Genomic DNA, 15,463 nt, shown 5'->3' on the forward strand with positions numbered 1-15,463 from the left:
GATGATGCGCAGGCTCCATCTCGTTTCCATGATCGCGCTATTCGTTGTGGCGTCCGTGCCGCTCCGCGCCGCCTTGCCCGGTTCGGTTTCCGGCGTGGTGCGCGATTCCAGCGGTGTTCCCCAGATCGGCGTCGTGGTGCAGTTGTTGCGGCCCGATATGAGCGTGACTGCCGCGGTCTACACCGGCAGCAAAGGCGAATTTACTTTCAAAGACATCTTTCCCGGCAAATACGCCGTCAAGGCGATGGGCGCGTCGTTCCTGCCGTCGCTGCGCGAGAACGTGCGGGTTCGCGCCACTACCATTGTGAACCTGACCCTGAACACCCTGTACGAGGTGATGCAGTGGTTGCCGACAGAGCCGCGGTCGGCGAATGCCAGGAAAGACGATTGGGAGTGGACGCTGCGTTCCGCGGCCAATCGTCCTTTGCTGCGCTGGCTTGAGGATGGGCCGCTCGTCGTGGTATCGGATCGTCCGGGGGGGCGGCCGAAACTGAAAGCCCGGCTGATGGCGACGGGACAGAACGGTACGTTTGGCGAGAGCGGCGAGCGGTTTACCGCCAGCGTGGAAGATACGCCGTCAAACAGCCGGGAACTGCTGGCGCGGGTTGACTTCGCACCGAATACCGATGCCGGCATGGAATCAATGCTGGGCTTCCGCCAGGATCTTGGATTTGCGGGGTCCGTTGAGTCGATGGCGGCGATTTCGATCCATCCTGTGATCGAGGGATCAGGCGGCGAAGGTCTGGACGAAGCGGCGCTCCGCAGTTCCGAGACCATCAATCTTGGCGACGAATTTGAAATCGACGCGGGAGCGCAGCAAGTGATGGCCCGCTTCACCCAGGATTCGCCGAACACGATTCTCGCGGCGCTGCCATTCGCAACTGTGGCCTGGCGCGCGGGAAATTCGACGGTGAGCTACCGCATGGCCACCGCGGCGGTTTCTGCGAATGAGGATGAATCGCGTGCGGGATACTATCTGCCTCGCATTTCGATGCGTGACGGCCAGTTGGCACTGGAGCACGGACTGCACCAGGAGATCGGCTGGATGCGGCGGACCGATGCTTCGGGCGTGTCCTTCCTGGTGTATTCAGATCGGCTTGAAAATCCGGTGATCGAGGCGAGCGGGCGCGCGGTTGCAGGCGATGGGGTGTTGAGCGATCCCACCAGCGGCCTGATGCGCGGTGCAGGTCAGAGTTTTGCGAGCGCCGGATTCATGGCCGCAGTCGAGCATCGCATGGCGGGTGGCAGCCTCATCCGCATGAGCTACGCCGACGGCGATGCGCTGGTGATGCCGGCGATCGTCCATCCGACCTCGCTCAGCCAGGTATTCAGCGCGGCACGGCCGCATCACGCGCAGATGTATGCCATATCGCTTTCAGGCACGCTCGACGGAACGGGAACGCGGTGGCATGCCAGCTACCGCTGGCAACCGGCCGACACGGTGACGCCGATCGCGCCGTTTTCCGTCGGAGCAATCAAGCCGTATCTGAATCTGCATCTGGGCCAGCCGATCGCAACGCACCACGATCGCCTGAATATCGAGGCACTGCTGGATGTGAATAACCTGCTCGCCGAAGGATACCGGCCATATCTGCTCAATGGCGGAGTGGTGGTGTTCGCGCAGGATCAGCGCAGCATCGGGGCAGGCGTCGCCTTCACGTTCTAGGCGAACTCGCCGATTCGACTCCCCGAAAGTCGCTCAACAGTCTCCACTTCACTTCTCACTTGTTTCACTCATTCACTAATTCACTTTTTCACTTTTTCACTAAAGCGATAGTGGATTTATGTCGAAAAGTCCGCCTGCCCGAAATTGGGGTCCGATCGACTTTGCGCTTGTCATTCATGTGTCATGTTGTTAAAGAACTTTAACAGTCCTGTGAATGGCTATTCACAATTCCTCCCTAAATTCAAGTGCAGTAATCCTACCCAGATTCTCTTGTAACCCCGAACAAGCTTTGTACGCCCATTGATTTGGAGGCAGTTCAAGTGAACAGCAGAAGTGTGAAAAAGTGGCGCACAGCCACGACCGTATTTGTGTGCCTGGTGGTTCTCATCACCGGCATGAGCAGCTTGTACGCGCAAAGTGGTACAGGTTCGATTCAAGGAGTGGTTCTCGATCCGCGCGGGCAGGCAGTGCAGGGTGCCTCCGTTGCAGTGGCAAGTCCCTCGGCCGTGGTACGCACTGCGGTAAGTGGACCGGATGGCAAATATTTAGTGACCGGCCTGCCGGCTGGAACCTACGCGGTGGAGACCTCTTCATCCGGCTTTGGCACCAACCGCCGCGAAAACGTGGTGGTCGCTGCCGATCAGGCAACGAAGCTTTCCGTATCGCTGGTTGTCGCTTCCGTCTCGGAAGAGGTGACGGTGGAATCGGAAGCGGACACGTCGATTGCTGCACAGATGGCCCCGGTGAAGGCCCTGCTCGATATGGCATCTCCTCGCAGCGAGATCACCAGCCAGTACATTCGCGAGTACACATCGCCGGTGACCGATTTCGCGGACATCACGCAGGCGGCTCCGGGCACCGTGAGCTACGCCACTAATGGTGTCGGCAACGGTCAGTCGAAGACCTGGTTCCGTGGATTCTCCGACGGCGCTTTCACCATGACCTGGGATGGCGTGCCCTTCCAGGATTCGAACGATCCCACGCATCACTCGTGGGCGTATGTTCCAGCACCCGCGATCAGCTACGTGGACTTCGACCGCAGCCCCGGTACGGCATCTGATGTAGGTCCGACCAACTTTGCGGGTTCAATTCACATGTTCTCGCCTCAGATGGGGCCGGCAAGGACGTTCAAGGTCTCCGAGTCTTATGGATCTTTCAACACGAACCAGATCTTGGGCGAGTTCAACTCCGGGCTCTTCGGAGGCAAGAACCCCAAGGCGAACTTCTGGTTTGAGGGACACCACAACAGTTCTGACGGCTACCAGACATTCAACGACCAGCAGCGCACCGCCGGTACTGCGAAGTTCAACTACAAGTTCTCCGATAAAACCTATCTGACGCTCATCAGCACGATCGTGCTGGTAGATAGCAATACCCCTGATAGCGATCCCACGCGGCAGCAGATCGCCGACCATGGTTTGAACTACACCATGGACGGCAACCGGCTGAATGCGGATGGCACGTACAACTCGATGTACTACAGGAACTACACCTATCATGTTCCGACCGATTTCGACATCATCACGTTCGGAAAGGAATTCGGGCACGGGTGGAGGTTTGAGACAAAGCCTTACAGCTACTCCTACTCGAATCACCAGCACCTCCAGAAGGACCAAAGCCAGGATTCGCTGCACGAGGTCGCAGTCAGTGACCATAGCGCTGTGGACAAGCTGAACCAGTACAATCGCGGCGGCGAAATCACCACCTTGAGCCAGGCGTCTCACTTCGGAGTGTTCCGCATTGGTGCGTGGTACGAATACACCACTACCAACCGCTACCAGCAAAACAGCGATCCTCGCACCTGGGTGGATTCCCCTCTGCTGAAGAACCTGCGCTTCCACGAGTATTTCAAAACCAACTCCGCTCAGCCTTATATCGAGTATCAGTTGGTTACGATTCCCAGGTGGACGATTACCGCCGGTGTGAAGAGTGCGCTTTACACAATGGACCTGACTCAGCTCGCCGACGGCAAGGTTGTGGGAAACCTGGGATGCACTTCGACCACCATCGCGGGATGCGCTGGCGTCTCAACGAAGCACAGCGCTTACTACAACAACATTTTGCCGTCGTTTGAGGCCAACTACCGCATCGCCAGCAACTGGTCGGTGTATGGTCAGTACGGCCGGGGCAGTGAGATCCCTCCCAGCGCGATTTTCGACGTGACGGGCGCTTTGGTCGCGGTAACACCGAAGCCGACCGTTGCCACGACCTTCCAGGGCGGCACGGTGGTCAAGCTCAACCACCTCAGTTTTGACACCGACGTCTACCACATTCACTTCGAGAACGCCTACGGCAGCTACAAGGTCACAGATAACACAAAGCCCGACTTCGGCGACTCCTACTATTACGCCACCCCTGCATCAAACACGACGGGATTTGAGGCGGAAGGCAACCTGTTTGTGGCCCACGGGTTGAGTTTCAACTTCAACGGCACCGCGGGACAGGCCAAATATGAAGCCTTCGCAGGAGGGACGCTAGCCAATGGGACAGTGCTCGCGCCTACTCCTGAGCAATGGGTGGCGGCCGCGCCGAATTATACCGTCGGCGCTGGCGCGACCTACCAGGACAAGAATTGGGATCTCGGTTTCTTCAACAAGCAGATCGGTCCGCGCTGGATGGACAACGGATCGATCCACGAGGCGACGCAGCTCGATTCATTCTGGATGAATAATCTCTTCCTGAATTACACGATGCGCAGGAACTCGCTTCTCGATGGCTCCAAGATCAAGCTCAGCGTGAACAACCTGTTTGACTTCCACGATGTGGTTTCGCTTGCCCCCGGTGTGAGCGGAACCTCCACTGTGCCGTTTACTCCGAGCGGCAGCGATCAGCTGCAGCTCCTTCCCGGTCGCAGCGTGATGATCACGTTCCAGATGGGTTTGATTCGGCGCGAGAAGTAAGTTCACCGGCTCGTGCATGAGTTAATTTGCGATGTCCGTCAAGAGGGTCTCTCGACAGGCGCGTTTTCCTTAGGTGCGCTTGCCGGAGGATCTCTCGTTTTTGCAGGGGCACTTTGCAGAGACCCCGGCCGCAATATTGCGGCGAGCGCAGCAATCGCCGGGGGAAGGGGAGAACAACCCGAATGCGTGATGCAGGTTAGAGGCGAACACGCCGCTGCCAACCTGATTCTCCTCAAACTTGGCGGCTCGGAACGTGCAGAAACTCTCAGAAACCTGCAGACCGATAATCACCCACGAGAGTGGCGCTTTTGGAGACGACCTCTCGCTGTGTTATATTTTTGAAGGATCAGTTGAGGATTTCTTTGCCTGACCCGCGCTAACTGCACCCGCAGAGAGGCGTATTTCACTTCTGGACGCGTAGCTCAACTGGCAGAGCATTCGGCTCTTAACCGACAGGTTGAAGGTTCGATTCCTTCCGCGTCCACCAACCCATCGATATTCGACTCCCCTTAGGACGCGCCCTCGGCGTCAACGAAGTTAGCCGAGAGAGCCCTTGCAGCGATCGTATAGCTGCAGGCCCAGGACGCTGGGGGTGATATCCGCGGCGTAGTGGGTTGAAGTCGATGCGGTTGAAGCACGTCTTTCCAGCAGTCCAAGGCCATACAAATGATCGAGATCGCGTTCGATCCGAAGAAGTTCGCGCGATGCTGCAATCTCCATGATCTCTTCTCGTCCGCAGATCACGGGTTCCGTCACCGCCGCCCCGGATTCAGATCGAAGAGCGCCGACCCGTACGCACGCAAATTTCAAAATGCGGACATGAACAGTGGCGAGCTTTCCGAGAAGGTCCGCGAAGGCCTCATTCGAATCGTCCTTTTGGGGAACAGTGCAGGATGAAACGAGGAGTCCCGCCCAGAGTTGCTGAATCCAGCGCTCGTCTGCCCATGAGCCGAATTGAAGAACCTTCAAAACGAGGCCGGGCCGAGCGCCTATGCTTTCGGTGCTGAAATCGGGTGGCAGCATGCTTTCTGCTTTAAGCAGAATCTCCACGGCATTTGCCACTCTTGCCCTTGTCAGCCCGCCATAAACCAGTTGTGCTACGTGCTTTGCTCCTTGAGGCCAGAGGCGACTCAGGAGGGCGATAGCGTTGGCAAGGCGTGCGAGGTCCAGAACGCCATTCGGCTCCGATTGCTCTGCCGCGCTCTCCAGTAGAAACTTCCAAGGGCGTGCTTCGGAGTCATCAGGCAAAATAAACGAGAAACCTACGCCGTCGTCTCCCCAACGAACGACCTTGGCCTGCACGGTGATCCGGCGCTCAGAGATTTCTTCCAGGGGACTCTTCATCTGCAACGTGAGCGAAACCACGGTGCCCGGGAGCCAGCGTTCATCCGTGAGGAGATAGAGCCCGGTGGAGCTGATGTCCTTGATGTCGTCCCGGCGGGCGGCAGTGCCACTCCAATGGTGGGCGACGAATCCATGTGCCGGTCGCCGTTCCGCTCTTTTGGAATCCGCACGCGAGAGCTTTTCGAGTACATCTCTCAGGGATTTCATGCTGTCTCCGTTCCAGGATCGCGCATTAGCGACGAGAGGGCGCGTCCCTGACAGGCTCGTCCGCTCCGATGCACTTCACTGTGCGCCGTTGCGCGTATGCGGATTCTAACTGGACATCTTAACGCGCAAAACCTTGTTTTTCAGCAACCGCGGAACAGAGCTTGGGTACGTTCGTCACGGCTTGGCTCGGCCGACGCGGGCCATCAGGAGTCGGCGATCTGGGACGGCTCTCAAGAGGACACACCTTTTGTCCAATGCAGGTCTATGTGACTGATATAAAGCTTTTCGTTTTTGAGGTGCGATAAGATCGGTCTTATGCCAGATGGTCCTCTCACCCGATCCGCTTTGCTCAATCGCTCCAGGAAGATCAAGCTTTTTCTAATGGATATTGACGGCACGCTCACAGACGGTGGAGTCTGCCTTATATCGCTTCCTCAAAACGGCGGCGTGGCCGAGATGAAAGTCTTCAACTCGCGAGATGGTCTGGGATTGAAGCTCGCGCACACCATGGGAATCAAGACCGGCTTCATCACCGGGCGGCATTCTCCGGCGGTCTCCAAACGCGCCGAAGAATCGCACGTGGACTTCGTGTATCTCGGGCAGGCCGACAAGACGGCAGCTTTTGAGGAATGCACGCGCAAGGCTCAAGTAGAAGAGGACGAGGTAGCCTACATGGGAGACGATCTGCCTGACATTCCGGTGGCCAGGCGTGTCGGATTGGCGATTGCCGTGTCCAATGCAGCCCCCGAACTCAAGGCAATCAGCCACTATGTGACCAGGAGCCGAGGCGGTAGCGGGGCTGCCCGCGAGGTGGTCGAACTCATTCTGAAGGCACAGGGGCGATGGGAAGAGGCAATCCCTTTAGCCTTGGCTTGAGCGATTGACCGCGCCACCGCGTTAGCGCCGCCACCGCGTATATCCCCATCCCCCGCCTCCGAGAAGAAAAAGCACCAGCAGAACAATCAGAATTGTTTCCATGTTGTAACCTCACTCGCAAGAGGAAGCGGACTCGCCCTTGGAACGACTGTCCCACTTCTTCCCTGCACATGATCCTAAGAGCGACCAAGACGGTTGTCTGTTCACAATGGAGCACTGTGAGTCGAGTGCGCCAGACTCGCCTCTGAAACCTGCAATCCCTGCCTCCTGCGTGGTACCGTCATCCTGAAATTGGCAATTCTCGGTCTCGACACAGTACGTCTTTCGTCATGTTCACAGCCGTGTAGTACCGAAGTGCGATTCTGACCAACCTGACGGCCACGGCATATATAGCGTTGGGTCTACATTGGCCTTTGCAGTTTGACCGATTGGGAACCGCGCCGGAACGCCAAATGCAAATCGGGGGATTAAGGAGATATCGGCAACTCAGGGATTAGGCGAACTCTGGGAGTCTGAAGGGGCAGTAGTTGCGCCTGCCTGGTGCTGATACCGGGCTACATTGGCGCGGAGAGTGGTAGTGAGTTCGGCGTTCTGTTGCTTTTCGGCCAGGTCGAGGGCGTGCTGCGCTGTGGACACGGCCTGCGCGTAGTTGCCGGTTTCGGAATACATCGCGGCCAGCATCTGCAGGATGGCAGGCTCATGGTTGGCAGTGATCTTTGCTGCGGCCTCGAACTGCGGCAGGGCATCCGCAAACCGGCTGGCTGCCGCATAGGCGCGGCCGAGGTTGAACCGGCACTCGGCAGAGCCCGGTGCGAGCGCAACCGCCATCTGAAGTTCAGTGATGGCTTCGTCGAGTTTGCCCTCGCGCGCCAGGATGACACCGTAGATGTTGTGACCCTCGGGATTCTTGGGCGCAATCTGGGTGCCGAGCGTGAGCTGCTCGATGGCTTCAGATCGATGTCCTGTGACTTCCAGCAGATGGCCGAGATTGATGTGGGCCGCGCCGTTGTCGGGATCGAGTTCGATCGCCTTCCGGATGTGCATCATGGCGTCGTCGAAGCGGCCTGCTTCAGCCAGTGCGCTGCCAAGATTGTTGTGCGTTTGCGAGCTGTCGTTGTTCATCGCGAGCGATTTGCCATAGGCATCGATCGCGTCGCTGGTTTTGCCGCTGGCGGCAAGCGCAACCCCCATATTGTTCCAGGGGCGCGCGTCCGTGGGGTCCTTGTCGGCGGCTACTTTCCAGGCAGGCACGGCATCTGAGAATTTGTGCGCATCCTGGAGTTGCTGTGCAAGGTCGAATTCGCGATAGAAGTCGATTGCCGGCGTCTCGATGTGATCGAGATCGTCAGGACCGATATTCAGGAACTCGGGAATATTCACAGCGCGGTTGGCGGCGGTGGCGTTCTCGACAACCACCGGTGGGCTTGCGTGGCCCTGGTCATCGATGTGCGTGAGATAAAGATGCGTGTAAAGCGAAGGACTCTTCGATGAGAATGCGAGCCAGTGGCCGTTCGGATTGAACGTATGCCAGGAGTTCATCCGCGCCAGGTTTGACTCGAGGGGTCGCGCCTCGCCGCCTTCGAATGGAACGATGAACAGCTTGCTGTCGGGACGCATCAGCAAACCGTTCTTGCATTCGACAAAGACAATCCACTTGCCGTCGGGCGAGACCTTTGGAAAATTATTGCTCATTCCGTTTTCTGAGGCGCCGACGATGCGTTCGGGGTTTCCGCCCTTGCCGTTGTTGAACGGGATCTTGTAGAGGTCGTACTGGATCTGCGTCTCATTGGGATCGTTGGCGTAGGTTGAGCGCTTGTAGCCCTGCGGATAAGGATCACGGGCGCTGGCGCGGGAGTAAATGAGGTACTTCCCATCGGGACTCCAGAACGCCGAGGTCTGGACGAAGTTGGGGTCGTCGGCGCCGGGCAGCGGCTTCAGTGTGGCTGTCTCTTTGCTGTACCAGGCCAGAACGCCCCTCGTGGGATAGAAGACCTGGCCAAACCCATAGTTGTCGTAGAAACCGTTGTATAGGCGATCAAGCACGCGGGTGCCGTGAGCATGCGGCACGTCGATGGAGTTGACAACATATTTGCCGTCTGGCGAAACCTGACTCATAAAGCCGAAGCGCTTCTGGGAATGCTCTTCAGAAAACGCGCTCCAGTGGATGAGATAGTCGTTGGAGATAATGCTGGTCTTCCTGAGCGGCACAAGCGCATAAAGCCCCTTGTCGTTGGCGGGGCCGTCGACGTCGATCCCCATGGTCTTGCCGTCGCGCGAGAACGAGTGGCAGTTGCCGCAGGTGGGCAGATTGGTCATCATGACCTTGCTCTCGGTCCGATTGACGTAGCGGAGTTGCCACTTGATTTTGGGCAGGACGGAGTCAGGAAGCGGCTTGATGACGCCGCGCTGCTCGGTGTCGGGATTCGGCGGAATCAGCGGCACGTCGCGATAGAAAATAGGTGCGCCGACGGGCTCCTTCGCAGTTGAAATCGTTGCCTCCGCACGCGAAACCGGCTCGCCGGCATCTTTGCTCGCAAATCCAGTGATCACTACCTTCGCCGGCTGCGTCACGGAGTGCTTCTTGATCGCTTCCCAGGTCTTGGGATCGGGGCGCCAGGTGTGATCCGCGGCTTGTTCCGGCGTGAGCGTCGGCGGCACATAGCCGACAAGCGTATCGTCGACAGGGCCAATCTGCATCTTCTCGCCCGCCGCCCAGATCTGGATCGACCGCGTCTTTTCGCCGAAAACGATCTCGATCCGCCAAACCGTGGCTGCGGGGTTGCTGTCCCGCCATGCGAATTGGGGAGCGATAAGATCCGGAGGGTAAATGGTGCCGTTGACCGGAATATCGATCGCGATCGCCGCCTGTCCAGCCGCGTTTGGCTCGTCCATGGGGACGGGTTTGAGGCAAGCGGACACTGCGGCGGCCGCGGGCGAATTGGCTTTCTCTGCGCCTTTGGCTGCCACTCTGGCTCCAAAGCCTGAAAATGCAGCCAGCAGGATTGCGGCGGTCCCGATCAACTCCCGTTGCATGTGGTCTCCCAGTCGATTCTTAAGGACGCGAGCAGGAGTTTGCTGTGAGATAGCTCACATCTGTGCCGCAAACGTGGAGATCTCTCTCGGGGGGTAAAAGTGAGCTATTTTAACGCTGGCGCGTCCGAAGCGCCCTCAACCACCTTCAGTGTCTGGTCGGCGGGAACGTTCTTAAGCGTCTGCACAACACCACTAGGCCACGTGATTTCGACGCCCCGGGCAACGGAGTCCGCGCCCAGCCCGAAGTGTACCGGGCCCAGCGTCGACGACGCATAGCAAACGCTGGAAGTCTGGTGGTTGTACTGCGTCCCCGCCTCGGTCACGACCTTCACCCGCGCTCCAATGCCGTCCCTGTTGCTCTTGACGCCCTGGAGCGCGATGTCCAGCCAGTGATGATGGCCCGGGCTCCGGTTCATCCAGAGTTCGGCATTATCATCCATCGAACTGACAACAATATCCATCCGGCCGTCGCCATCGAAGTCTCCCAGGCCGCATCCCCGATGCCGCGCGGCCGTGGAGTCCACAAATCCGGCAGCCTCGGTAAGCGCCTGCCACTTTCCACTCGTGCCAAGGTTCCGAAAAACCGTGTTGGGCTGTTTCGGCTTAGCCCCCGGGGGGTGCGTCGCCGACACATGTCCCCGTGTTACAAACAGGTCTTTCCATCCATCATTGTCAAAGTCGTAGAGCGCCGGCCCGAAGCCCGCCATCCCCAGGCTCTCCGCACCCAGACCGCTGCTGTCGGTCACTTCGACAAACTCTCCCTTGCCGTTGTTTTGCAGTAGCGGAAACGTCTGCTTATTCAGCGCAACGTACGCAATGCCCGGATATCCCCGATTGTCAAAGTCGCGGAAGTCCAGACCCATGCCGGAGATGAAGGCACCCTCTTCGGGCAGCGCCACATTTGCCTGAAAGGCGACCTCTTCAAACTTGTTACCCAGGTTGTGAAAGAGAAAATTGTATTCCGAGTCGTTGGTGACAAAGAAATCCGGCTTGCCATCGAGGTCATAGTCGGCGACACCCACGCCCATGCCCTTTCCCACATGCTCGCGGATACCCCATTCGCTCGATACATCCTTGAACGTGCCATCACCCTGGTTCAGAAAGAGCCGGTCGGGCGTGCCCTTGTAGAAGCGCGGGTGGCAGTAGTCCGGAGTATTTTCGATGACGCAGAGCGGCTTGCCGGAGTACTCCCACTGCATGTAATCGACAACAAAAAGATCAAGCCGTCCGTCGTTGTTCACGTCAACCCAGGTCGCGGCCACTGACCACAGCGGTCCATATTGGGGGTCATGCCAGTCGTCGAGACCGGCCTTCTCCGTCACGTCCGTAAATGTTCCATTCCCGTTGTTGTGGTAAAGGGTGTTGCCGTGAACGCCGGCAATGTATATATCGGGATGGCCGTCGTTGTCGTAATCCCCGATCGCCACCCCGACGTCAAACCCCGTGCCCTTCACGCCGGCTTGTTCCGTCACGTCGGTAAACACCCCGTTGCCGTCGTTCCGGTAGAGGCGATCCCAGTACTTGGGGTCATTCTTTTTCACGGTCGACAGCGGCGCGCCGTTGGCGAAAAAGATGTCGGGCCGTCCATCCCCGTTGTAGTCAAACACAGCAACTCCGCCGGCCATCGTCTCTGGAGCGTTACGGGCCGGACTTTCGTCGCTGTTCAGCCGAAACGGCAGCCGCTTGAGCTCGAATGAAATTGGCGCGGGGGCCGATTGCTGGCCGGCCAGGGGCAATACGAAGGCGATGCCGCCGATGGCTGCGCAGGAGAGACGCAAAGCATTGAGCGAACTGCGCATACAGGAAGGGAGCTGAGAATCGAATGGATTGTACTATCACGAATTGACGTTGCGATAGAGATTTCTTGCCCCGGAAAATCCGCTTTCAGGATTGAACTTGAGGACACAAATAGCTCGAAATCTTTCGATGGCCGTCTTCTCGATTACTGCGCATCAGGCCTTCGCGCGAGTAGAATTGCTGGGTAAAAAAAACCGCACCTGCTCGTCGCTGAAACGCTCAACTAAATGGGTTTTTCAAGCTAAACCTCAGAAGAGTCACCGCAGACGCCGGCGTGGGGAAATCAGGCAGCTCTATATGGATTTAACGTATCGGTTTGATCGGACACCCAATGGTGTCCATGGCCGCTCTCAGCGCTGGTGCTCCCTCGCACTGCTCGTGCTTTCTGCAGCCGCGGTCTTGGGACAAACGCCGCCCGCGCAACCGGCCCCGACCGCAACGCCGTCCGCAACCGAACCCGCTGCCGATGCGTCGTCCGCAACCGAACCCGCTGCCGATGCGTCGGCGCAGATTCCCACCCTCAGTTCGAACGCGAATGAAGTCACGCTGGACATGGTAGTCAAGGACAAAAAGCATAGGCCCATTCTCGACATGAAAGCGGAAGATTTCGTGGTCACCGACAACGATACTCCGGTCAAACTCACCGGATTTCGCCTCGTGAAGGGCGTAGATACGGAATCAGACGAGCTTGTGACCCTTGTTTTCGATCACTTCACGGGACCAGCGGCCAAAATTGCGCAAGCGATTGGCCTCAAGATTCTCAAGACGCTGCCTTCCAAGGGTTTCTATTACACGGTTTTTGATGTTCCTGGCCGTTTGCGTCTGATCCAGGGATTCACTAATAACAAAACTGCAGCAGACGCCGTAAAGACTCTCACCGAAAAAGCAGCCGTCGATCGAACGCGCAAAATTGAACTGACCTACACCGGCCTCCTCGTACAAAGGAAGGATCCAGAAGATCCTTCGGTGACCCAGGCGGCAGCTGACGCTCAAAAGTATCTGCTTGCGGTGGCGCAAACCGGCGCCGATCCTTCCGGCAAGCACGTGGACCTGAAAACCCGCGCTGAGTATCAAACTCTGCTGGCCGCTCTTCAGGATGCGCAAAAGGAAATGCAGGATCACCACACGTTTCCCAACTTCGCAGGACTTCTGGCCTTGATCCGGTCGCAGCAAAGAATCTCCCAGCGAAAATCGATCATCTACTTCACGCAAAACATGCAGATAGACTCTGCCGGCAAGGAGATGGTGAAGGTCATCACCGGCGCAGCAGGCCAGGCAGGCGTCGGCATTTACATCGTGGATCTGGATGCGATGAACAGCCAGGGGCGTAATCAAATGGTGAACGCCCTCATGAACGGCCAGAAGCCATACAATCCGGCTCCAATTGTCATCGGCTCAGGACCGGGCGGAAGTCAGTCGGTTATACCGATAAGGCAGGAACAACCGGAGGGGATTCAAGGAGTTCAGAGCGCGCAAGGAGGGAATTGGGGACCCGCGCAGGACATCGCGCAGATGACGAGCTTTCAGAGAAATGGCTTCGACTTCAAAGACATGACCGTGCCGAAGAACCCTCTGGCCGACATGGCGACCGGCACGGGTGGCCTCTATATCGACGCTCAGGACAATGTGAAGAGACCGCTGGAACAAATGTTGCACGATATGACCACGTTCTACCAGGCCACATATATACCGCCGATCCAGGACTACGACGGATCTTTCCGAACGGTCGCCGTGAAACCGGTCAATGCCAAACTCGACGTCAAAACGAAGTCCGGCTATTTTGCCCTGGCGCCGGGAGCGGAAGCGGGAATCCGCCCTTTCGAAGTGCCGCTGCTGAAGCTCTTCAACCAGTCAAATCTTCCCCAGGACGTGAAGTTTCGCGCGAAGGTGCTGCAGTTTGGCAATTTGCCCGACGGCAACACCAGCACCGTTGCCGTTGAAGTGCCGATCTCGTCATTGCAGGTAAACAAGGACACGCGCACCAATCTCTTCGCAGCGCATGTTTCGATCGTGGCTGAGATCAAGGACAAGGACGGCACAGTGGTGGAGCACTTTGGCGAAAACATTGCCAAACGCGGTGCGGTCGAGTCGCTTGCCACGGATCCCACTGCGAGCATGATTCTGCAGCGGCATTTTCTTGCGATTCCTGGGCAATACATGCTCGAAGCGGCTGTTTACGATGAGCAGGGCCTTAAGTTCGGCGCGCAGCGCACAGTGTTTGAAATTCCGCAATCGCAGCCCTCGCCAACGCTGAGCCCCATTGTGCTGGTGAAGCGCGTCGACACGATCAACGATGACAACGACGATCCGCTCGAGCCAATGCGGTATGAAAAAGGAAAGATCACGCCGAACCTGGTGGACGTTGTTCCCGCGGGCTCGAAGAACGTGTCGCTGTTCTTCATCCTGCATCCGGATCCCAAATTGAGTGGGCCGACGACCCTGGAGATGGAAGCCAGCCATAACGGCCATCCTGGGCGAAGGGTACCCGTGCCGTTGAAACTGGATCCAGCCGCGGGAAGTGTGCCGTATCTGGCTAGCTTCAAAGGGGCAGCGCTGACACCTGGCGACTACAACGTGAAGGCAATCATGACGCAGGGTGGAAAGACCGCGGTGCAGGAGATATCGTTCAACATGGCGGGAAGCGCAGCCGCGGCGTCCGCATCCGGAGCGGAAGGTCATGGCGGCGGAGATGTCGGCGATTTGACGGTCGGCAGCGAATCGAGCGATACCTACGGCGGGGTCCTTGCCATTACGTCCGAGACCAATCCTGTGCCGCCGCCGGAACCTGAAGAGGTCGCAAAGCTCATTGAAGATGCGCGGTCGCGAGCGGTGAGCTACATGGATTCTCTGCCTAACTTCATGTGCGTGGAAGTCACGAACCGCTCGGTAGACACGAGCGGGGCCGGAAACTGGAAGCATCGCGACACGATCGCGGAACTGCTGCGGTATCGCGACAAGGCCGAGACGCATACTATGCTCGAGATTAACGGCCAGCCCAGCACTGCCGACCGCGACGCTTTGCTGAAGCAGAAGAACAGCACTCTTTCCGGCGGGGAACTGGGTGGAGTGTTGAAGGCGGTATTCGCGCCTTCGGCAAAGGCCGATTTCCACTGGAAGGAAACGGATGCCTTGGGCTCCGGCACCGTGCAGGTGTTCGATTACCAAGTAGCGAAGCAGAACTCGATGTTCTCCGTGGTTGGATCGAATGACCAGCAAATAATGGTCGGATTCCGCGGCCAGGTGTTCGTCGATGCCGCGACGCACAGCGTCCGGCGTATCAGCCTGCAGGCCGAGGATATTCCCAAGGGTTTTCCGACCGAGGCCACTGTCATGGGCGTGGATTACGACTATGTTTCCATCAACGGACAGGATTACCTGATGCCCGTCAGCGCCGAGTTGCGCGTCAGGCAGAGTCATCGCCGGGCGGTGCTGAACACCATCGAATTCCGGGACTACAAGAAGTATGGTTCGGCGATGAAGATCCTGGGCTATAAGGCGGTTGAGAATCAGAAGCATTAGAGCATTTTCATAATTACTGTACTCCGTAACCGCAGTGCCGGAAGAAAGCCTGCGCGTTTTGGGGAGTGATGGCGTCGATGGCCCGCGCGATGGCTGGTTCCAGCTGATCGAGCGCGCGGGC

General features: G+C 57.9%; 8 protein-coding genes and 1 tRNA gene. 5 read left to right on the top strand and 4 right to left on the bottom strand.

The genetic code is table 11. The annotated features are described in order from the left end of the window. The first annotated feature begins 1 nt into the window (after window position 1). The 3 genes from WCA10_RS21490 to WCA10_RS21500 all read left to right on the top strand — a co-directional run bounded on the left by WCA10_RS21490 (window position 2) and on the right by WCA10_RS21500 (window position 5,053). Window positions 2–1,666 carry a carboxypeptidase-like regulatory domain-containing protein gene (locus WCA10_RS21490; protein WP_472824580.1) on the top strand — a complete coding sequence of 555 codons (1,665 nt, stop codon included), beginning with the start codon at window positions 2–4 and terminating at the stop codon, window positions 1,664–1,666. A gap of 320 nt (window positions 1,667–1,986) precedes the next feature. Next, window positions 1,987–4,566 (top strand): TonB-dependent receptor, encoded by a 2,580-nt coding sequence (locus WCA10_RS21495; RefSeq protein ID WP_472824581.1) that lies wholly within the window; start codon window positions 1,987–1,989, stop codon window positions 4,564–4,566. A 411-nt stretch (window positions 4,567–4,977) separates the two neighbouring features. Further along, a tRNA-Lys gene (locus WCA10_RS21500) sits at window positions 4,978–5,053 on the top strand. Window positions 5,054–5,103: 50 nt separating this feature from the next. Here WCA10_RS21500 and WCA10_RS21505 read toward each other — a convergent pair. Beyond that, the gene (locus tag WCA10_RS21505) at window positions 5,104–6,117 is read right to left on the bottom strand and encodes an Abi-alpha family protein (protein WP_472824582.1); all 1,014 of its coding nucleotides are present in this window, start codon (window positions 6,115–6,117) and stop codon (window positions 5,104–5,106) included. A gap of 315 nt (window positions 6,118–6,432) precedes the next feature. Between WCA10_RS21505 and WCA10_RS21510 the strand changes: the two genes are divergently transcribed. Beyond that, on the top strand, window positions 6,433–6,993 hold the full coding sequence (locus tag WCA10_RS21510) for a KdsC family phosphatase (protein WP_472824583.1): 561 nt from the start codon (window positions 6,433–6,435) through the stop codon (window positions 6,991–6,993). 21 nt (window positions 6,994–7,014) lie between these two features. Here the strand turns inward: WCA10_RS21510 and WCA10_RS21515 are convergent, their stop codons facing one another. The 3 genes from WCA10_RS21515 to WCA10_RS21525 all read right to left on the bottom strand — a co-directional run bounded on the left by WCA10_RS21515 (window position 7,015) and on the right by WCA10_RS21525 (window position 11,825). After that, entirely contained in the window at window positions 7,015–7,095 is an 81-nt protein-coding gene (locus WCA10_RS21515; protein ID WP_472824589.1) for a DUF3309 family protein, read from the bottom strand. A gap of 384 nt (window positions 7,096–7,479) precedes the next feature. Beyond that, window positions 7,480–10,026, bottom strand: coding sequence for a tetratricopeptide repeat protein (locus WCA10_RS21520; protein ID WP_472824584.1), 2,547 nt, complete (start codon window positions 10,024–10,026; stop codon window positions 7,480–7,482). A 104-nt stretch (window positions 10,027–10,130) separates the two neighbouring features. Then, window positions 10,131–11,825 (bottom strand): CRTAC1 family protein, encoded by a 1,695-nt coding sequence (locus WCA10_RS21525; protein ID WP_472824585.1) that lies wholly within the window; start codon window positions 11,823–11,825, stop codon window positions 10,131–10,133. A 295-nt stretch (window positions 11,826–12,120) separates the two neighbouring features. On the opposite strand from WCA10_RS21525, the gene WCA10_RS21530 reads away from it, so the two are divergent. Then, window positions 12,121–15,342 carry a VWA domain-containing protein gene (locus WCA10_RS21530; protein WP_472824586.1) on the top strand — a complete coding sequence of 1,074 codons (3,222 nt, stop codon included), beginning with the start codon at window positions 12,121–12,123 and terminating at the stop codon, window positions 15,340–15,342. Window positions 15,343–15,463: the final 121 nt, after the last annotated feature.

Origin of the sequence: Occallatibacter sp. (assembly GCF_049582745.1) — a bacterium.
Lineage (GTDB): Bacteria > Acidobacteriota > Terriglobia > Terriglobales > Acidobacteriaceae > Telmatobacter.